The sequence below is a fragment of the Xanthobacter sediminis genome (assembly GCF_043195015.1).
GTDB lineage: Bacteria > Pseudomonadota > Alphaproteobacteria > Rhizobiales > Xanthobacteraceae > Xanthobacter.
Window position 1 is genome coordinate 139,098 of record NZ_JBAFWH010000008.1, and the last position, 20,219, is coordinate 159,316.

Sequence of the window (20,219 nt, forward strand, 5' to 3'; positions counted from 1 at the left end):
TGCCCTCGCGGCAGCGGCCCTCCGTACACGGGAGGCGTGACCGGAACCGTGGCGAAATCGATGGATGAGGGCGCTCGTCTCCGCACCTGGGGGTCGATCGCCTGGAAGGGGAGAGCGGCGACCGTGTCGCGGTGAGGGAGATGAGAATGAGCGCGCTTGGTGAAACCCGCAGCATCGACGCGCCCCATGGGGGCGCAGGGTTCCAGTCTTCGGCGGCGGCCTTCGTGGCGGCTGCCGGCCGCGCGGCGGCCTGGGCCGTGACCCGGCTTGCCGTGGTGGCGCGCACCATCGAAAGCCGCCGCGTGATGACCGATCTCGCCGCGCTCGAGGACCACATGCTCAAGGACATCGGCATCACCCGCGCCGACGTGCGCGACGCGGTGAGCGCCCCCCTGGGGGCCGATCCCACCCGCGTGCTGGTGCTGCGCGCCACCGAGCGGCGCGCCGCCCGCCGCCTGCTGTGCCGTGAGTTGGGCCAGGGCTGACCGCACAATCGTCTTCAAGGAATATCGGCGGGCACGCCCCTCTGCCCCGCCGATGCTGGACCCGCGCCGACCGCAACCGGCGCGGGTCCTTTTTGCTTTAGCGGCCCTCGCCGTCCTTCTTGACGAGGCGGGGCTTCTCCGGAGGCAGGATCTCCGCCTCGGGCACCGCCTGGCGTGCACGGCTGAGCACGTCGAGCCAGAATTCAGGCACGGAATAGGGCTGGCGCTCGGCGCCGCCGGTGGGGAAATTGGGCGGGAAGCCCTGCGCGAACATCTTCGCGAAGAATTCCTGGAACGGCTGCAGGGGATTGAGCAGTGCATCCCCCTGCGCCGGCATCGGCGGCACCGGGGGCGGAGGGGGCGGCGGCGCGGCCGGATTCTGGGCCGGGGCGCCGGTCTGGGCGAGGGTGTTGGCCATGGCGCTCACCACGTCCTGCCAGGCGCTGGCGGGATTGGCGCGGGGCTGCGCCGGGGCGGGGGGCGCCCCATGCTGGAACATCGCCCGCGCGAACGCATCCGCCCAGGGGTTGCCCGAGGAATAGGTGGGCTGGCTTGCGGTGGTGGCCGAGAACGCCAGGAAGGCGTCGATCCAGGGATTGCCGGACGAGATAGGGGCGGGCCGCGTCTGCGGCAGGCCCAGCGGCAGGCGGCTGAGCAGCGCCGCGGTCATGGTCTGCAGCGCGCCGGAGGCGGCGAGCGACTTGGCGAGCCCGCCCACGAACAGGCTGGCGAAGGTGGGCATCATCTGCCTGACGATGGCGATGCCGAGGCCGGTGGAGGCCGCCACATGGCCCGCCACCGCGCGGCTGACCTCATCGGAGCCGAACACCGCGTTGAGGGCATCCACGCCGAGCTGGTTCATGTCCGCCTGCTGCGGCGGGGGCGGCGCTGCCGGCGCGGGCTGGGGCGCGGCATAGGCGCCGGGCTGGCCGTAATAGGCGCCATAGGGACCGCTCAGCATGAGCGCCATCAGCGAGGCCATGGCCTCGGGCGACTGGGTGGTGTGCCGGAAGCCGTCGGCGAAGGCGGGCATCAGGGCATCGGCGACAGCCTTGGCCTGCTGCGCGGAGAGGCCATAGACCCGTGCAAGATTTTCCATCCCGTGTCCCCTTTGAGCGGCGCGCGGCGGCTCCACGAACTGATCCATCCACCCTCCTTCGACGGGTGACGCCGAAGGCTGTGATTCGTCGCCCGGCAGATCCGGTCGGTATCCTCGCCCGCGTGCGGCGGGTTGTTGTCGCGCCACACGCACGGTCGTGACGGGCTGCGCCAGCGCGGGCCCGACGGCGGCACGCCGGCTCCTGCGCGCGAGGTTGCAGTCGCGTGCAACCTAGCCGCAGCCGCGCCGCAGCGCGATATCCCTTTTGGAGAGCTTATACCAAAGGGGGCGTCAAAATCACGAAGGGATCGCCGCTGAGGCGGAGACGGGCTCGGGTCAGCCCGAGAATTCGGTCTCGTGGCTCAGGATGTCCTGGGCCTCGGGATTGAGCGGCTTGGCCGGCTTTTCCGGGGTGTGGAGGGGCTCGGGCTCCACCTTGCGGCCGCGCACCAGCTCCGGCGCGGCGAAGATGCCCTCCTCGAGCTGGCGCCGCAGGCGGGCGCTGTCGCGCGCGCGCACGTCCGCCACGCGGGCGCTCGCTGCCTCGGCGCCTATGCCCAGCGCCCGAAGCGCCTGCCCGCCGAAGCCGAGCGCCGATTCCAGGGTCTCGCGAATCTCGAAATCCACGCCGAGGCGCATCAGCTCCATGGAATGGATGCGATCGAAGGAGCGCACGAACAGCTTGGCGCCGGGCATGGAGGCCTTCACCACCTCCACGATGCGGTTGGCATCCTCCTTGTCGTCCACGCACACGCAGATGACCTTGCAGGTTTCCGCGCCGGCGGCGCGCAGCACCTCCAGCCGGGTGCCGTCGCCATAGTAGATGTGCACCCCGAAGCGGCCCGCGCTCTGGATCATCTCCACGTCATTGTCGATGATGGTGACGCCCACCCCCTCTGCCAGCAGGCACTGGGAGACGATCTGCCCGAAGCGGCCGAAGCCGATCACCAGCACCGAGCCGTCGGCATCGGAGAAGTCGTCGGCCTCCGGCTCGGGCGCGGTACGCGAGAGGCGCGGCAGCACCAGCCCCATGGCCGCGAACAGCAGCGGCCCGAGCACCATGGTGAGCACCGCCAGGGCGATCAGCAGGTCCGCCTGGGCCGGCTGGAGGATGCCGGTGTTGAGGCCCAGCGGAAACAGCACGAAGGCGAACTCGCCCGCCGGCAGCAGCACCACCGAGGCCAGGGCCGACTGCCGGGGCGCGATGTTGTCGTTGCGGAAGACGAAATAGACCACCACGCACTTCATCACCGAGACCAGGGCCGTGGCGATGAGCAGGGGGCCGATGTTGTGCGCCACCACCGCCACGTTCAGCGACATGCCCACGCTCATGAAGAACATGGCGAGCAGCAGGCCGCGGAAGGCGTCCACATTGGCCTCCAGCTCGTGGCGGAAGGTGGATTCGGACAGCAGCAGCCCGGCCAGGAAGGCGCCGAGGGCCATGGACATGCCCGCCGCCTGCATCAGGCCGGCGGCGCCCAGCACCACCAGCAGCGCGGCGGCCGTCATCGCCTCTCGCGCGCCGGAGCGGGCCAGCACCCGGAACAGGGGATTGAGCAGGTAGCGCCCGGCCACCACGATCACGGCAATGGCGACGATGGCGGTGCCCGCGCGCAGCAGCGCCGCCATGGGGTCCTGGGCAAGCTTGCTCTCGCCGGGCGCCAGCAGCGGCACCAGCGCCAGCAGCGGCACCACCGCGATGTCCTGGAACAGCAGGATGGAGAAGGCGCGCTGGCCGTAAGGGGAGGCGAGGTCGTCCCGCTCGTTGAGGAGCTGGAGCGCGATGGCGGTGCCGGAAACTGAGAGCGCCATGCCGCTCACCACCGCCGCCGCCGTGCCGAACCCGAACACGAAATAGGCCAGCAGCGCGAAGGCGAGCCCGCTGAGCAGAAGCTGCGCCGCCCCGAGGCCGAAGATGTAGCGCCCCATGGAGAGCAGCCGCGAGGGCTTCAGCTCCAGCCCGATCAGGAACAGCAGCATCACCACGCCGAGCTCGGCGACGGTGGAGACCAGTGAGGGGTCCGCCACGTTCAGCCCCACCGGGCCGATGGCGACCCCCACCAGCAGGTAGCCGACGATGGGCGAGAAGCCGAGGCGCCGGGCGATGGGAACCGAGATGACGGCGGCGGTCAGAAGCGCGAGCGCTGCGACGAACAGCGTGTGGTCCTCGCCGTGCATCCCCAAATCTCCCTGCCGCCGCGACCGGCGGATGCCTCCATGGAAACTCGCATCACCCGCGCGGGGGTCCGCAGCGCCGGCCCAAAGGCCATTGGCGCGGGCGCAAGGAGCGCATCAAAGCGTGACCAAACCGTGCCGTCGATGGGGCATGTCGGCGGCGGGGCCGATAAACCCAGGCGGTGCGGCAATACGGCAACGGCTCCTGCCGGCCGCGCCTACTTCAGCGAGTCGAAGCCCGGTCCGAAGCCCTCGAGGCTCAGCGGCACACCGATGCCCTCCTCGGGGGTCTGGAAGATGATGAAGGTGGCCTGCTTGCCGGTCTTGAGGCGGTTGATGAGATTGTCATCCATCACCACCTCGGCCACGCAGCCGTTGGGCAGGCAGCGCACGAAGCCGGCGCGGCCCACGTCCTGGTCGTCGATCTTGAGGCCGAGCCCGGCCGGCAGCAGCACACCCAGGGGCGCGAGTACGCGCAGCAGGCGGCTTTTCTGGTCGGCGGTCTTCAGCACGATCACGGTGAGGCCGACGTTGGGCCGGTCCTCCGCCTGCACCGACTGGAGCAGCACGCATTGCTCGCCCTGGGCGCCGGGCGGGGTGTCGCAGCGGATCTGCCACTCCCCGTGCACCGACTTCACCACCCCCTGGGCGGCGGCGGGGCCGGCCGCGCCGAGCCCGGCGATGAGGAGCACCGCAAGCAGCAGCAGGCCCTTGAAGCCGCCGAGGGCCCGCCCGTGCGGGGCCGCGCCACGCAGGGCCGGGATGGGGAGGAGGGCACGGGACGACACGACCATCAACACGACTCCGGAAGCTGCGGGGCGCCTCGACCTGGGGCCGGGCTGCATCTCGAATAGCGGCATTTCGCAACGATTGCCTTAATGCTCAGGCGTTCCTGTCAACAATGGGGCGATTCCGAGTCCGTCGTCTCGTCATGAACCCGCCGATTGGGCTGCCGCAACCGGCAGGCGGTGCCGGCGCCTGCGGGGGTAATCTGCTCGGCTCAGGCTGCGGTAAATTGTCACGATACAGGGGTCTGAGCCGGCGCTGTGGAGAGGTGTTCAATCACCACCGATCTTTCATGTCCGTTTGAAATAAAAAGGTAATCTTGATTTTCAGGACCGTCTGCGGTGGGGCGGGGCTGGCGCTGCCATCTAAAGCGCTACTGTGTCGCATGTCTGCGGTGCGTCGGCGCATTGCAAAGCACAAACGAATGTGTTTGCCGAAATTTTGCGATGGTGGCAGCCTGAGCATGACCGGCAAAAAGCCGGCGATTGTGGCGAAAGCCGCACATCCCCCGAACGGGGTGGCACATCGGCAGCAAATGGCCGAGCCAGGGAAGAGGCGAGCAAGACATGTCGCGCACGGCCATCGCCGCCTGCGCCGCGTCGAGTTTCTCCGCGGCGTTCACCTTCGCTTCGGCCGCCCTTGCCGGCACCGGGCAACCATCTCCATGGCAGATGAACCTGCAGGGCGCGGCCACGCCGGTGATGGAGAGCATCCGCGACTTCAATACCTTCCTTTTGGTCATCATCGTTTCCATCGTCCTGTTCGTGCTGGTGCTGCTCGCCATCGTGGTGCTGCGCTTCAATGAGAAGGCCCATCCGGTGCCCTCGCGCACCAGCCACAACACGCTGATCGAGGTGATCTGGACGGTGGTGCCGGTGATGATCCTGGTGGCCATCGCGATTCCCTCGTTCCGCCTGCTGCACCTGGAATTGAGGGTGCCGGTTGCCGACATCACGCTGAAGGCGGTGGGCCACCAGTGGTACTGGTCCTACGAATATCCGGACCACGGCGGCTTCGGCTTCGATTCCCTGATGGTGCAGGAGGCCGAGCTGAAGGCCGGCCAGCCGCGCCTGCTCACCGTGGACAACGAGCTGGTGGTGCCGGTGAACAAGGTGATCCGCATGCAGGTGACCGCGGCGGACGTCATCCATTCGTTCGCCGTGCCCTCCTTCGGCATCAAGATCGACGCCCTGCCGGGACGCCTCAACGAGACCTGGTTCAGGGTCACGAAGGAGGGGGTCTACTACGGCCAGTGCTCGGAGCTGTGCGGGCGCGACCACGCCTTCATGCCCATCGCTGTGCGGGCGCTGAGCGAGAAGGACTTCGAGGCGTGGGTGGCGGCCGCCAAGGGCAAATTCGCCGCCGCATCGGATGCGGCCGGGCGCCTCGCCGACGCACGCTGAGGGACACGAACAAGAGGGGCAGGGCGCCATCGGGGCGGAAGAATCCCGAGGCGCCCGCAGCCCGGCGGGCCCCGCGCCCGCGCGCGGCACGGGTCCCCGCGGGAGACTTCGCCAGGGAGAGCAGGGCATGGCCATGTATGCGCTTTCGGATGCCGATCACGCCTCCATCCCCACCGGATGGCGGCGCTGGCTGTTCTCCACCAACCACAAGGACATCGGCCTCATGTATTTGATCTTCGCCATCGTGGCGGGGATCGTGGGCGGCGCGCTCTCCATCGGCATCCGCATGGAGCTGCAGCAGCCGGGGCTGCAGATCTTCTCCGATCCGCAGGTGTTCAACGTCTTCACCACCGGCCATGGCCTCATCATGATCTTCTTCATGGTGATGCCGGCGCTCATCGGCGGCTATGGCAACTATTTCGTGCCGCTGATGATCGGCGCGCCGGATACCGCCTTCCCGCGCATCAACAACATCGCCTTCTGGCTGCTGCCGCCGGCCTTCATCCTGGCCGGCTCCTCCCTGTTCGTGGAAGGCGCGCCGGGCACCAACGGCTTCGGCGGCGGGTGGACCATCTATCCCCCGCTCTCCACCAAGGTGGGCCATCCGGGCCCGGCCATGGACCTGCTGATCTTCGCGCTGCACCTGGCGGGCATCTCCTCCCTGCTCGGCGCCATCAACCTCATCACCACCATCTTCAACATGCGCGCGCCGGGCATGACGCTGCACAAGATGCCGCTGTTCGTGTGGTCGCAGCTCGTCACCGGCTTCCTGCTGCTGCTGTCGCTGCCGGTGCTGGCGGGTGCCATCACCATGCTGCTCACCGACCGCAACTTCGGCACCACCTTCTTCGATCCGGCGGGCGGGGGCGATCCCATCCTGTTCCAGCACCTGTTCTGGTTCTTCGGCCACCCGGAGGTGTACATCCTCATCCTGCCGGGGTTCGGCATCATCTCCCACGTGGTGTCCACCTTCGCGCGCAAGCCCGTGTTCGGCTATCTCGGCATGGCCTATGCGATGGTGGCCATCGGCGTCGTGGGCTTCGTGGTGTGGGCGCACCACATGTACACGGTGGGCCTTTCCGCCGGCACGCAATCCTATTTCGTGGCCGCCACCATGATCATCGCCGTGCCCACGGGGGTGAAGATCTTCTCCTGGATCGCCACCATGTGGGGCGGCTCCCTCCAGTTCCGCACGCCCATGCTGTGGGCGCTCGGCTTCATCTTCCTCTTTACCGTCGGCGGCGTGACGGGCGTGGTGCTCTCCAATGCCGGCATAGACCGCTCCCTGCACGACACTTACTACGTGGTGGCGCACTTTCACTATGTGCTGTCTCTGGGCGCGGTGTTCGCCATCTTCGCCGGCTGGTATTACTGGTTCCCGAAGATGTTCGGCTACATGATCCCCGAGTTCTGGGGCAAGCTGCACTTCTGGGTCACCTTCGTCGGCGTGAACCTCATCTTCTTCCCCCAGCATTTCCTGGGTCTCGCCGGCATGCCGCGCCGCTATGCGGACTATCCGGATGCGTTCGCGCCCTGGAACTTCGTTTCCTCCGTGGGCTCCTACATCTCGGGGGTCGCGGTGCTCATCTTCCTCACCGGCACCACGCTCGCCTTCGTGCGCAAGCAGAAGGCCGGCGACAACCCGTGGGGAGAGGGCGCCACCACGCTGGAATGGACCTTGTCCTCGCCTCCGCCGTTCCACCAGTTCCAGGTGCTGCCGCGGATCAGCTGAGGATGGCGAAGGGAAGCGACGGCGAGGGCAGACGCCGCCGCTTCCCGGCCGCCCGTTTCTCGGGCCGTGAAGCATGTCGTGAGGGTCACAGTCATGAGCGACATCGGGATCAGCCATACGGGGCTTGGCGCGGGCGCTTCCGCGGCGCGGGCGGGGCTCGCGCCGGCGGAGGGGCTCGCGACCCCCGGCGACTACCTCGCCCTCATGAAGCCGCGGGTGATGTCGCTGGTGGTGTTCACCGCCCTCGTCGGCCTCGTGCGCGCGCCGGGGGATCTGCACCCGCTGCTCGGCTTCACCGCACTGGTGTGCATCGCCGTGGGCGCGGGGGCGGCGGGCGCCCTCAACATGTGGTGGGATGCCGACATCGACGCCCTCATGGCCCGCACGAGGGGCCGCCCGGTGCCCGCCGGCCGCGTCTCCCCGCGGGAGGCGCTGGCCTTCGGCCTGACGCTGGCGGCCTTCTCGGTGGGCGTGCTGGGGCTGCTGGTGAATCCGCTCGCGGCCCTGCTGCTGGCCTTCACCATCTTCTTCTACGTGGTGGTCTACACCATGTGGCTGAAGCGGGCGACGCCGCAGAACATCGTCATCGGCGGGCTCGCGGGGGCGCTGCCGCCGCTGGTGGCCTGGGCCGCCGCCGCCGGCACCGTCTCGCTGGAACCGCTGCTGCTGGTGGCCATCATCTTCTTCTGGACGCCGCCGCACTTCTGGGCTCTCGCTTTGTTCCGGGCCGACGACTATGCCCGCGCCGGCGTGCCCATGCTGCCGGTGGTGGCGGGGCCGGACGCCACCCGGCTCCAGATCCTGCTCTATACCCTTATGCTGGTGCCGCTGGCCGCGAGCCCGGCGCTGCTCGGTCTTGCCGGGCCCGCCTATGGCGCGGTGGCGCTGGTCGCCGGGGCGGTGATGCTGCGCCGGGCGGTCCGCGTGTTCCGGGTGCGGCGGGGCGAGGCGGCCGTGAAGGCGGCGCGGGGGCTGTTCGCCTTCTCCATCCTCTATCTCTTCGCGCTGTTCGCGGCCCTGCTCGGGGAAGCGCTGGCGGCGCATGTCCTGGAGGGACGCTCGTGGTGACGCGCAGCCGCAAGCTGAGGGAAGGGCGGGCCCCCGCCGCCGGGCCGGAACGCCGCCGGGGCACCGGGGGCAAGGGCGGAGGCGCGGGCGGGGCCGGGCCGGTGGTCGCCACGCCGCACCGGGAGGCCGCGCCGGAAGGCTTGGTGCTCACGCCCGAGCAGCGGCGCAGCCGGCGCGCCCGCTCCATCGCCATCGCCGTGGTGCTGGGGGCGCTCGCCCTGCTGTTTTACGCGGTCACCCTCGTGAAGCTCGGCCCCGGCATCCTCGACCGGCCGCTGTGAGGAAGGGGAGGCGGCCATGGACGGACGCGGACGGGGACATGTGACGGCGGCGGCCCTCGCCGGCTTCGTGGCGGTCATGGTGGGCGTCACCTATGCCTCGGCGCCCCTTTATGCGGCCTTCTGCACCCTTACCGGCTTTGGCGGCAGCACCCGCGTGGCGGCCCGCCCGCCGCAGGCGGTGGCGGAGCGGGATATCACCATCCGTTTCGATGCCAATGTCGCCGCCGGCCTGCCCTGGAGCTTCGCGCCCGAGGCGCGTGAGATGGTGGTGCGGATCGGCGCCCCGAGCCTTGCCCATTACAGCGCCCGCAACACCTCCGGCACGGAGACGGCGGGCAACGCCGCCTACAATGTCTCCCCGCCCCAGGCGGGCGCCTATTTCGTGAAGATGCAGTGCTTCTGCTTCGACGAGCAGCGCCTCGGCCCCGGCGCGGCGGCGGACATGCCGGTGGCCTTCTACGTGGACCCGGCCATCCTCGACGATCCGGACCTCAGGACGCTGCCCGCCATCACGCTCTCCTACACCTTCTTCCCGGCCCGGCCGCGGGCCGGCGAGCCGGGCGGCTAGGCCGAGATCGCCGAGAGACGGGGCGCGCAGGGCACAGGGAATAACACGGCGCGCCGCGTCACCGGGGCGCGCCGGAACGGGAATGCAAGGCAAGGGAGAGGGTTCGCCATGGCCCATACGGATGTCGAGGCCCGCGCCGGCCATGAGGCGCACGCACCCGCGCACGGCTACCATGTGGTCGATCCCAGCCCCTGGCCCATCGTGGGCTCGCTCTCGGCGCTGGTGCTCACCCTGGGCGCGGTGGTGTGGATGCATGGTGGAACGGCGCTCATCATGGCGCTCGGCGGCCTCGGCATCCTCTTCACCATGGCCGGCTGGTGGCGGGACGTGATCCGCGAGGGGCGGCGGGGCCTCCACACCCTGGTGGTGGACCTGGGCCTGCGCTACGGCATGATCCTGTTCATCGCCTCGGAGGTCATGTTCTTCGTCGCCTGGTTCTGGGCCTTCTTCGATGCCTCCCTGTTTCCCGGCGAGACCATCAATTTCCAGCGCACCCAGGTCACCGGCGGCATGTGGCCGCCCCAGGGCATCGAGACCCTCGATCCCTGGCACCTGCCCCTGCTCAACACGCTGATCCTGCTCACATCCGCCACCACCCTCACCTGGGCGCACCATGCCCTGATCGAGAACGACCGTGAGGGCCTGAAATGGGGCCTGTGGTGCACGGTGGGGCTCGGCGCGCTGTTCACGCTGCTCCAGGCCTATGAATACGCCCACGCCCATTTCGATTTCGCCGGCAACATCTATGGCGCCACCTTCTTCATGGCGACCGGCTTCCACGGCTTCCACGTCATCGCGGGCACGGTGTTCCTCGTGGTGTGCCTGCTGCGGGCCTACCTCGGGGATTTCACGCCGGAGCGCCATTTCGGCTTCGAGGCGGGGGCCTGGTACTGGCATTTCGTGGACGTGGTGTGGGTGTTCCTGTTCGCCTTCATCTATGTGTGGGGCTCCCTCGGCAGCGCGGCGCATTGAGGTCGGCATGGCACGCGCACCCGAGCCGGGCGATGCCTCGCCCCTCGCGTCCGGCCTTCTCGGGCGCTGCCCGCGCTGCGGCCGGGGGCGCTTGTTCAAGGGCTTCCTCGGCCTCGCGCCCGCCTGCACGGCCTGCGGGCTCGACTACGGCTTCGCCGATTCCGGGGACGGGCCGGCGGTGTTCGTCATCCTCATCGGCGGCTCCGTGGTGGTGGCTGCGGCGCTGTGGGTGGAGGCGGTGTTCGAGCCGCCGCTGTGGGTGCATGCGGTCTTGTGGATTCCCGCCACCCTGGCCGTGACACTCGGCCTCCTGCGCCCGCTCAAGGGGCTGCTGGTGGCGCTGCAATACCGCAACCGCGCGGCGGAAGGGCGCCTCGACCGGCGCGGCCCGCCGTGATCGCCCGCGCGGCGGGTCCGGTGCGGCAGCGCATTTCGTCCGGCAGCGCGCGGGGCGTCCTCGTGCCGGCGCTGGCGGTGGCGGCGGCATTCCTCGTGCTCGCCGGCCTTGGCACCTGGCAATTGCGGCGCCTCGCCTGGAAGGAGCAATTGATCGCCGCCGCCGCGCTCCGCGCCGGCGTTCCGGCCCAGGATGTGCCTCCGCCCTCGCTCTGGGCGGGGCTGAACCGCGCGCGGGACGAATATCTCCACGTACGGGCGCGCGGCCGCTTCGACCATGCGCGCGAGACCCTGGTCTATGCGGTGCGCGGCGCGGACGAGGGGCCGCCGGCCGGGCCGGGCGCCTTCGTCGTCACGCCCCTGATGCGGCCGGACGGGCCGCCGCTTCTGGTCAACCGGGGCTTCGTGCCCCAGGCGCGGCGCGATCCCGCGAGCCGGGCCGAGGGGCAGGCGGCGGGCGAGGTGGAGGTGACCGGCCTGCTGCGCCTGCCGGAGGAGGCGAGCTGGTTCGTGCCCGCGAACGATGCGGCGCGCGAGGCCTTCTACCGCCTCGACCCGGAAAGCATCGCCGTCGCGCGCGGGCTCGCGGGGGCGGCGCCCTTCATCATCGATCTCGACGCCGGGCCGGTGCTGGGCGGCCTGCCGGTGGCGGGCACGACGCGCCTCTGCTTTCCCAACCATCACCTGGAATATGCCCTCACCTGGTATGCGCTCGCGGCCACCCTGCTGGCGGTGAGCCTCGCCGCGCTGTGGCGCCGCCGGCAACGATAAGCGAGGGATTTGCCCCGGCGCGGCCCCAGGATGGGCGTGCTGATGTCATCCGCCGCGCCTAAGATCGGCCGTCCCTGTGGGAGACTCAAGGTCATGGCGCGTTGCGATGTGGTCGTTCTGGGAGCCGGTATCGTCGGGGTCAGCGTGGCGCTGCACCTGCAGGCGCACGGCCTCTCGGTGGTGCTGATGGACCGCGCGCAGCCGGGGGAGGGCACCTCCTTCGGCAATGCCGGGGTCATCGAGGGCAGCGCGCTGCTGCCGGTGGGCTTCCCGCATGATCCCCTGACCCTGCTGCGCCACGCGCTGAAGCAGGCCCCGGAAAGCAATTACCACGCCTCCGATTTGCCGGAGCTGGCGCCCTGGCTGTGGGATTATTTCCGCCATTCCACGCCGCAGGCGCTGGAAGCCACGGCCCGTGACCTGCGGCCCCTCATGGCGCGCGCGCGGGCCGAGCATCACGCGCTCGCCGCGCCGGCCGGCGCCATGGGGCTCCTCACCCCCACCGGCTGGATGAAGCTCTATCGCGACGAGGCCGCGTTCGCGGCCACCGCCGCCGAGCGCGCCCTCGCGGACGAGCTGAAGGTGGCCTACACGGTGCTGGACCCGGCCGGCGCCATCGCCCTCGAACCCTTCCTGAAGCCCCGCTTCGAGGCCGCGATCCACTGGCACGATTGCGACAATTGCGCGGACCCCGGCGGCCTCGTGAAGGCCTACGCCGGGCTGTTCGAGCAGCGCGGCGGCCTGTTCCTCCACGGCGATGCGCAGAGCCTGCGCCGCGCCGGCGCCTATTGGCGGGCGGAGACGGCCGAGGGGCCGGTGGACGCGGAGGAGGCGGTGGTGGCACTCGGCCCCTGGAGCCGAGACCTGCTCGACGCGCTGGGTGTGCGGGTACCGCTGGTGGCCAAGCGCGGCTACCATGTCCACCTCGCGCCCGAGGGCGGCATGACGCTGGGCCGCGCGCTGGTGGACGTGGCCGGCGGCTACGCCCTGCAGAGCACGCGCTACGGCATCCGCCTGACCACCGGCATCGAGATCGCCGCCCGCGACGCGCCGGCCACCCCGGTGCAGGTGGAGAAGGACATTCCCATGGCGCGCGAGCTTCTGCCCCTCGGCGCGGTGCGCGAGGCGGAGCCGTGGCTGGGCCGGCGCCCGGCGCTGCCGGATTCGAAGCCCATCATCGGCCCGGCCCCCGGCATCGGCGGGCTGCACCTCGCCCTCGGCCACGGGCACTGGGGGCTCACGCTCGGCCCCGTCACCGGCCTGCTGCTGGCGCAGATGATGACCGGCAACACCCCCTTCACCGATCCCAAGCCCTTCTCGGCGCGGCGGTTCCTGTAGCGGCCGCGTGGGGCATCTCCCCGTTTTACGGAAACGGGGAGATGCCCCAGCTCATTGAGTTGCCGTGTTTTCCTCACGCGCCGGCTTCACCTTGCGCGTGAAAAGGCCCTAGCCGCGCACGAAATAGGCCTTCGGCCGGCTGCCCTCCCGGAAGTAGCCGAACAGGGCGGCGGCGCCCACCACCTGGGCCAGGATGCCGGGCGCGAGGGCCGCGAAATCCGCCACCGTGGCGCCATCGGGCGCCATGGCCGAGCGGATGGAGAACTGGCTGTAGGTGGAAACCGCCACCCAGGCGATGAGCAGCACCGGCGTGACGGTGAGCGCATGGCGCGACTTCATCACCGTGAGCACCACGAAGCTCGCCCCCCAGGCGAACAGCACCAGCTGCGGCCACAGGCCGAGGCGCAGCAACTGGGCCTGGATGGTGGAGCCGGCGAAGGTCTCGCTGAGCGCCCAGCTCGCGCCGGAGACGCCGGTGGCCGCCACCAGCGAGAACAGCGCCGCCAGCGGCAAGGCGGTGATGCCGCAGGCGCACCAGAACAGCACCATGAGCGCGCCGCCCAGCTTCGGGGTTTCCCGCGCCGGCGCGCGCCGGCGCGGCCGCGGCGGGGGAGAGGCGGGCACGGAGGCGCGCTTTTCGGGGGACGGCGTTTCGGATGGGGGCGTTTCGGTCATGGCGGGCCCTTTCGCGCACGCCCGATGGCGGGATCGCGCGGGGAAGACGCAGGGATGCCGCCACTCTTAGAGCATCGCCGCGATTCTTTGAAACGCGCCTCGCCGGCGGCGCCGCGCCGCCGCTCCGGGCCGGGTGGCGCCGTGCTCCGGCCTTCGGGGGCGGCTGTTCCAGAAGCGGCCGTTTACTGCGGGCGGGGCCCTGCCCGCCGCCCGTGCGAAGCGCCGCTGGTGGTGAGGGCGTCCTGTGCTCCGCTTACCTGAGACTGGAAAGGACGGCGCGTGCCGGGCGCGGGTCCGGGTGAGCGGAGGCATGCCGGAGGCGTCGCGGTTTCGCATTCCCATGGGCTCCGCCTGCTTCCCCCGATCGTCGCCGCCGCCGCGCGGGGGGGCGGAGACGGAACCGGAACCGGTGAGCCGGCTGTCGCCGAAGGCGGCGTTCAGATCGCCGAGGGCGATGGTGGAGAGCTTCAGCGGGATAGCCGGCGCGGCGGCCCGGTTGCGGCCGTCGCGAGATCGCGCGACTTCGGGCGTTGCCTTCCCGCGCTGGGCGTCGCGCCGCGCCCTGTAGGATGCCCCCGGCAGCCGAGCCGGCTTCTCGGCGCGGGTCCGCAAGGCGCGGGAGCCTGCATTCCCGTCGGTGGGCGCCAGCCGCCGACGGCGGTGACGTCTTCGGTGCCTGCCGGTGCGGGCTTCTGACGGGGGATCCGAGGGAAGATGCCCCGGCTCGTCGCCGCCGGTCCGTGGCTTCCTCTGTGAAGCGGCGCCGGCTCTGGCGGAGCCGCGGGTGCACCAGGGCGCCGGCCTCCGAAAGCGGTGATGTCCTCGGTGCCCTCCGGCGCGGGGCCCCCGCCGGGGTGTCCGGGTGGGCGCCCGCATGCCGGAAGCATCCCCGGCGTACCGCCGCCGGCCCGCGTCGTGCCCGTTTGCGAAGCGGCGCCGGCTCGGGCGACGGCGTCGCGGGCGTACCTGGGGCGCCGGCCGTCGAAAACGTGATGTCCTCGGTGCCTGCTGGTGCGGGCCTCCGCCGGGGCGTCCGGGGCGGTCGCCGCCGGCCCGTGCCGGGCACTCCTGCGAAGCGGCGCCGGCTCAGGCAGCGGCGCCGCGGGCGCACCAGGGGCGCCAGCCGCCGAAGGCGGTGATGTCCTCGGCGCCGGCGGTGGCGTGGGCCTCGCACAGGAAGCCGCTCACGGCGCTCCCGTCCTCCAGCGTGAGCTTGCCGATGCCGAGCGGGGCGGGAATGGCGGCGACGAAGGCGGTGAAGGCCGCCGGCGGCAGGCCCCACACCTCCACCTCCACGCCCGGCCCCGAGAAGCCCGGCGCGCGCACGAGGCCCGGCTTGGCCGGCACGGTGCCGGGCAAGGCGAAGAGCTGGTAGTCGGGCGCGGTGCGGCAGGCTTTCAGCAGCACGCCGCCGGCCCGCGTCAGCTCGGGGTTGAGCGGCATGCCGGAGAGGTGGGCGCCCACCACGGCCAGCGGCACCAGCCCCTCGGTGGCGGGGGCGAGGCGCGCGCTTTCCGGTACCGCCGCCGTCCGGTCGCGGCCGATGCCGCAGCCGCCCTGCGCGGCGGCGGCGCGGTGCAGGCGGTCCGCCAGCACGGCGAGGGCATCGTCGCGGAAGGCGGGGGCGACGAGGGTGACGCCCACCGGCAGGCCATCGGCCCGGAAGCCGGCGGGTACCGCCACGGCGCAGCAGTCGAGCAGGTTCACGAAATTGGTGTAGCGCCCCAGCATGGCATTGAGGCCGATGGGATCGGCCAGCATGTCGGCCACCTTGACGATGCGCGGCGCGGTGGGCAGCAGCAGCAGGTCCATCTTCGCCCACTGGGCGTCCGTGGCCTTGCGATAGGCTTCGAGCGCATAGGCGCCGTGGAAGGCATCCACCGCCGAGAAGCGGCGCGCGCCGGCGACGATGGTGCGCACGGTGGGGTCCATCTCCGCTTCATGGGCGTCGAAGAAGGCTTCCACCGCCGCCAGCCGCTCGGCCACCCAGGGGCCGCCGTAGAGCAGGTTCGCGCACTCGCGGAACGGCACGTAGTCGATCTCCACGGCGGTGCCGCCCAGGGCCGTGAGGCGCGCGACGGAGGCGTCGTAGAGCGCCTCGGCCTCGCGGTCGCCGTCGAAGAAGCGCTCCCGGCCGGCGAGCACGCCGAAGCGGAAGCCTTCGAGCGGCAGCGGGCGCGGTGCATCGGCGCGCGAATAGGCGTCGCCGGCGTCCTCGCCCTGCATCACCCCGCGCACGAGGGTGGCGTCGCCCGCGGTGACGCCGAACACCGAGATGCAGTCGATGCTGCGGCAGGCCGGCACGAGGCCGGTGTTGGGCACCAGCCCCTTGGTGGGCTTCACGCCCACGAGGTTGTTGAAGGCCGCCGGCACGCGGCCCGAGCCCGCGGTGTCGGTGCCGAGGGAGAAGGCGACCTGCCCCGAGGCCACCGCCACCGCCGAGCCGGAGGAGGAGCCGCCGGAGACGTAATCGGCATCGAACACCGAGCGCGGCGCGCCATAGGGCGAACGGGTGCCGTTGAGGCCGGTGGCGAACTGGTCGAGGTTGGTCTTGCCGATCACCAGCGCGCCGGCCGCCCTCAGCCGCTCCACCACCACGGCATCCCGCTTCGGCTGGTAGGCGAAGGCGGGGCAGGCGGCGGTGGTGGGCAGCCCCGCCACGTCGATATTGTCCTTCACCGCGAACGGGATGCCCCAGAGCGGCCGGGCCTCGCGCCCGCCCGCGGCCATGAGCGCGCGGGCGGCGGCGCGGAGCGCCTCGTCCGGAACCCGCGAGATCCACACCGCCGGATCGGTGCCCGCGCTTCGGCGGCGGATCACCTCCTCCATCACGTCGAGGGGCGTGAAGGCGCCGGAGGCGTAGCCCGCCTTCAGGGTCGAGATGTCCAGCATGTCCGGCAGCATCAGGCACTCTCCTCCACCACCGCGATCACGTCGCCGGCTCGCACCGTGCGGCCGGGCTTGCAGCGCACTTCCAGAAGGCGGCCCGAGGCGGGGGCGAGCACTTCCATCTCCATCTTCATGGACTCGAGGATGGCGATGGGCTCGCCCGCCTTTACCACGGCGCCTTCCTCGGCCACCACCTTCCACACCGTGCCGGTCATGTGCGCGGCAACCGCCGTGGCGCCGGAGGGCAGGGGCTCCTCCTCGCCGGCGGCGCGCACCAGGGCGTCTTCCGCCACGAAGCTGTCGAGCCCCCGGGCCTTCCAATCCGCCCGCTCGGCCTCGAAGGCGGCCTGCCGGCGGGCCTGGAAAGCGTCGATCTCCGCCTTGTTCGCGTCGAGGAAGCGCGCGTGCTCGCGCCAGGAGAACTCCGTTTCCTCGATTTTCAAGGGGTAGCGGCCATGGGGGAAGGCGGCGCGCGCCTCGGCCAGCTCCTTCTCGTCCACCGGGTAGAAGCGGATGCGGTCGAAGAAGCGCAGCAGGTGGGGGTGCCCATCCGGAAACTCGCGGGTGGCGCGCCAGGAGTTCCACATCTGGATGGTGCGGCCGAACAACTGGTAGCCGCCCGGTCCCTCCATGCCGTAGACGCACAGATAGGCGCCGCCGATGCCCACCGCATTCTCCGGGGTCCAGGTGCGGGCCGGATTGTACTTGGTGGTGACGAGGCGGTGGCGCGGGTCGAGCGGGGTCGCCACCGGCGCGCCGAGATAGACATCACCCAGGCCCAGCACCAGATAGTCCGCCTCGAACACGATGCGGTGGACGTCTGCGATGGACTCCAACCCGTTGATGCGGCGGATGAACTCGATGTTGGAGGGGCACCAGGGGGCGTCGGGCCGCACCAGCTCCTGGTACTTGCGCATGGCGAGCTGCACCGAGGGGTCGTTCCACGACAGGGGCAGGTGCACGATGCGCGAGGGCACCGTGACATCCTCGGCGTGGGGCAGGCCCGCCTCCAGCTCCGCCAGCGCCGCCGCCAGCCTGGCGCCGGAGATGCGGGCGGGATCGAAATGCACCTGCAGCGAGCGGATGCCCGGCGTCAGGTCCACGATGCCCGGCAGCTTCGCGGCGCGGATGGCCTTGGCCAGCAGGCCCACGCGCAGGCGCAGGGCGATGTCGAGCACCATGGGGCCGTACTCGACCAGGAGATATTCATCTCCCGCCCGGCGATAGACCACCGGCACCTCGCCATCGGGGATGGAGCCGAGGATGGGGCTCTGGGTGAGGCCCTGCGCCGCCGGCAGCACCGTGGGCGCCGTGATGCGCGGGCTGTCGGCCACGTAGCCGTCGGCGCACGCGAAGCGCACGCCGTCGCCGGGCTTGAGCTGGCCCACCTTCCACAGGTCCTCGCTCGCCACCACCACGGGGCAGACGAAGCCGCCGAGGCTGGGCCCGTCCGGGCCGAGGATGATGGGCATGTCGCCGGTGAAATCGAGCGCGCCCACCGCATAGGCATTGTCGTGGATGTTGGAGGGGTGGAGCCCCGCCTCGCCGCCGTCGGTGCGGGCCCAGCGCGGCTGCGGGCCCATGAGGCGCACGCCGGTGCGGGCGCTGTTGAAATGCACCTCGTAGCGGTGGGTGAAGAGGTCGGAAATGTCCTCCACCTGGAAGAAATCCGGCGCGCCGTGGGGCCCGGAGCGCACCGTGAGCGTCCATTCGCCGGTGAGGGCGGGGATCTCTTCCGGCGCCGCCGCGCGGGCGGGCGTGGTTTCGGCATCGCCGATCTTGAGCACGTCGCCGGCGCGCAGGGTGCCGGTGGCATGGCCGCCGAAGCCGCCGAGGCCGAAAGTGGCCTTGGAGCCCATGAAGTCGGGCACGTCGAGCCCGCCCGCCACGGCGAGATAGGCCCGCTGGCCGGGGCCGGTGATGGCCTTCAGGCTCAGTGTCTCGCCCGCCTTGATCGCCACCGGCGCGAAGCGCGGCACGGGGCGGCCGTCCACTTTCGCCTGCATGTCGGCGCCGGCGAGGGCGATCAGCGCGTCGCGGTGGAAGCGCAGGGTGGGGCCGGTGAGGGTGCATTCGAGCGCCGCAGCGCTCTCCGGATTGCCCACCAGGGCGTTGGCGAGGCGGTGGGAGCGCGCGTCCATGGGGCCGGAGGGCGGAATGCCCACGTCCCACAGGCCCAGCCGGCCGGGCACGTCCTGCACACTGGTCTGCGCGCCGGGGCTCAGCACCGCGATGGCGCGGGGCGTGAAGGAAAAGTCCTTCAGCACGCTGGTGGCGACCTCGCCGGACACGAAGGCGTCGCCGGCCGTGACCGCGCCCAGGTAGTCGAGATTGGTCTCGAGGCCGTAAATGCGCGCCGCCTTCAGCGCCGCCTGGAGCTTCTGCACCGCCTCGGCGCGGTCGGCGCCATGGACGATGAGCTTGGCGAGCATGGGGTCGTAATGGGCGGTCACCTCGCTGCCGCGCTCGATCCAGCCATCCACGCGCGCGCCCGCGGGGAAGGACAGCGCGGTGACACGGCCGGTGGAGGGGCGGAAATCCGCCTGCGGATTCTCCGCATAGATGCGCGCCTCGATGGCCGCGCCCCTGGGCGTGAGGCTTTCGGGCGGGGTGAATTCGCCCGCCGCCTGGCGGATCATCCATTCCACCAGATCGACGCCGAACACTTCTTCCGTGACCGGGTGCTCCACCTGCAGGCGGGTGTTCACCTCTAGGAAATAGAAGTCCCGGCGGGCCACGTCCCAGATGAACTCGACGGTGCCGGCGCTTTCGTAGGACACCGCTTCCCCGAGCTTGCGGGCGGCGTCCGCGAGGCGCGCGCGCTGCTCAAGGGTGAGGCCGGGCGGCGGGGTTTCCTCCAGCACCTTCTGGTTGCGGCGCTGGAGCGAGCAGTCGCGCTCGCCGAGGGTCAGCACCCGGCCGTCGCCAAGGCCGAAGATCTGCACCTCCACATGGCGGGCGGTGGCGACGAAGCGCTCCAGATAGACCCGCGCGTCACCGAAGCTCGCCTTGCCCATGCGCTGCACGTTCGCGAATTTCGTGCGCAGTTCCGTCTCGTCGGCGCAGAGCTGCATGCCGATGCCGCCGCCGCCGGCGGTGCTCTTCAGCATCACGGGATAGCCGACCTCGCGGGCGGCCACGACCGCAGCTTCCGCGTCGTCCAGCAGGCCGGAGCCCGGCAGCAGCGGCACACCGGCCGCGCGTGCGATCTCGCGGGCCGTGTGCTTCAGGCCGAAGTCGGTGAGATGTTCCGGGCGCGGGCCGATGAAGGCGATGCCCTCGGCCTTCAGCCGTTCCGCGAAGGCGGCATTCTCCGAGAGGAAGCCGTAGCCGGGGTGCACGGCCTCCGCCCCCGTCGCCTTGCAGGCTGCGAGGATGGCATCGGCCTTCAGATAGCTGTCCCTGGCCGCGTCGGGGCCGATGTGCACGGCCTCGTCGGCGGCGAGCACCGGCGCGGTGAAGCGGTCGGCATCGGAATAGACCGCCACCGAGCCGATGTTCATCTTCCTGAGCGTGCGGATAACGCGCCCGGCGATCTCGCCACGGTTGGCGATGAGGACCTTCTTGAACATGGGGCCTCC

General features: G+C 70.9%; 16 protein-coding genes. 10 read left to right on the forward strand and 6 right to left on the reverse strand.

Annotated features, from left to right (window positions below):
- Positions 1-146: 146 nt before the first annotated feature.
- Positions 147-485: a DUF1127 domain-containing protein gene (locus V5F61_RS12595; protein ID WP_393989336.1), complete on the forward strand. Its 339-nt coding sequence runs from the start codon at positions 147-149 to the stop codon at positions 483-485.
- 97 nt (positions 486-582) lie between these two features.
- Here the strand turns inward: V5F61_RS12595 and V5F61_RS12600 are convergent, their stop codons facing one another.
- The 3 genes from V5F61_RS12600 to V5F61_RS12610 all read right to left on the reverse strand — a co-directional run bounded on the left by V5F61_RS12600 (position 583) and on the right by V5F61_RS12610 (position 4,553).
- Positions 583-1,632 carry a DUF937 domain-containing protein gene (locus tag V5F61_RS12600; RefSeq protein WP_393989337.1) on the reverse strand — a complete coding sequence of 350 codons (1,050 nt, stop codon included), beginning with the start codon at positions 1,630-1,632 and terminating at the stop codon, positions 583-585.
- Between the two features lie 288 nt (positions 1,633-1,920).
- Positions 1,921-3,762: a monovalent cation:proton antiporter-2 (CPA2) family protein gene (locus tag V5F61_RS12605; RefSeq protein ID WP_393989338.1), complete on the reverse strand. Its 1,842-nt coding sequence runs from the start codon at positions 3,760-3,762 to the stop codon at positions 1,921-1,923.
- 215 nt (positions 3,763-3,977) lie between these two features.
- Positions 3,978-4,553, reverse strand: coding sequence for an invasion associated locus B family protein (locus V5F61_RS12610; RefSeq protein ID WP_393989339.1), 576 nt, complete (start codon positions 4,551-4,553; stop codon positions 3,978-3,980).
- A gap of 558 nt (positions 4,554-5,111) precedes the next feature.
- Between V5F61_RS12610 and coxB the strand changes: the two genes are divergently transcribed.
- From coxB to V5F61_RS12655, 9 genes are all read left to right on the forward strand, one after another.
- A complete protein-coding gene (gene coxB, locus V5F61_RS12615; RefSeq protein ID WP_393989340.1) occupies positions 5,112-5,948 on the forward strand; it encodes a cytochrome c oxidase subunit II in 837 nt (278 codons plus the stop codon).
- Between the two features lie 127 nt (positions 5,949-6,075).
- Complete coding sequence (ctaD, locus tag V5F61_RS12620) at positions 6,076-7,680, forward strand: cytochrome c oxidase subunit I (RefSeq protein WP_393989341.1); 1,605 nt, start codon at positions 6,076-6,078, stop codon at positions 7,678-7,680.
- A 93-nt stretch (positions 7,681-7,773) separates the two neighbouring features.
- Positions 7,774-8,748 carry a heme o synthase gene (locus V5F61_RS12625; protein ID WP_393989342.1) on the forward strand — a complete coding sequence of 325 codons (975 nt, stop codon included), beginning with the start codon at positions 7,774-7,776 and terminating at the stop codon, positions 8,746-8,748.
- A 101-nt stretch (positions 8,749-8,849) separates the two neighbouring features.
- The gene (locus V5F61_RS12630; protein ID WP_393989405.1) at positions 8,850-9,029 is read left to right on the forward strand and encodes a hypothetical protein; all 180 of its coding nucleotides are present in this window, start codon (positions 8,850-8,852) and stop codon (positions 9,027-9,029) included.
- A 16-nt stretch (positions 9,030-9,045) separates the two neighbouring features.
- Entirely contained in the window at positions 9,046-9,597 is a 552-nt protein-coding gene (locus tag V5F61_RS12635; RefSeq protein ID WP_393989343.1) for a cytochrome c oxidase assembly protein, read from the forward strand.
- 108 nt (positions 9,598-9,705) lie between these two features.
- Positions 9,706-10,569 (forward strand): cytochrome c oxidase subunit 3, encoded by an 864-nt coding sequence (locus V5F61_RS12640; protein WP_393989344.1) that lies wholly within the window; start codon positions 9,706-9,708, stop codon positions 10,567-10,569.
- Between the two features lie 7 nt (positions 10,570-10,576).
- The gene (locus V5F61_RS12645) at positions 10,577-10,966 is read left to right on the forward strand and encodes a DUF983 domain-containing protein (RefSeq protein ID WP_393989345.1); all 390 of its coding nucleotides are present in this window, start codon (positions 10,577-10,579) and stop codon (positions 10,964-10,966) included.
- Positions 10,963-11,736, forward strand: coding sequence for an SURF1 family protein (locus V5F61_RS12650; protein WP_393989346.1), 774 nt, complete (start codon positions 10,963-10,965; stop codon positions 11,734-11,736). The genes V5F61_RS12645 and V5F61_RS12650 overlap by 4 nt, the downstream gene beginning before the upstream one ends.
- A gap of 93 nt (positions 11,737-11,829) precedes the next feature.
- Entirely contained in the window at positions 11,830-13,074 is a 1,245-nt protein-coding gene (locus tag V5F61_RS12655) for an NAD(P)/FAD-dependent oxidoreductase (RefSeq protein ID WP_393989347.1), read from the forward strand.
- A gap of 108 nt (positions 13,075-13,182) precedes the next feature.
- Here the strand turns inward: V5F61_RS12655 and V5F61_RS12660 are convergent, their stop codons facing one another.
- From V5F61_RS12660 to uca, 3 genes are all read right to left on the reverse strand, one after another.
- Positions 13,183-13,749, reverse strand: a complete 567-nt coding sequence (locus V5F61_RS12660; RefSeq protein WP_393989348.1) for a hypothetical protein — start codon at positions 13,747-13,749, stop codon at positions 13,183-13,185.
- A gap of 1,086 nt (positions 13,750-14,835) precedes the next feature.
- Positions 14,836-16,653, reverse strand: coding sequence for an allophanate hydrolase (atzF, locus tag V5F61_RS12665; RefSeq protein ID WP_393989349.1), 1,818 nt, complete (start codon positions 16,651-16,653; stop codon positions 14,836-14,838).
- Entirely contained in the window at positions 16,653-20,210 is a 3,558-nt protein-coding gene (gene uca, locus V5F61_RS12670; protein ID WP_393989350.1) for an urea carboxylase, read from the reverse strand. The genes atzF and uca overlap by 1 nt, the downstream gene beginning before the upstream one ends.
- Between the last annotated feature and the right edge of the window lie 9 nt (positions 20,211-20,219).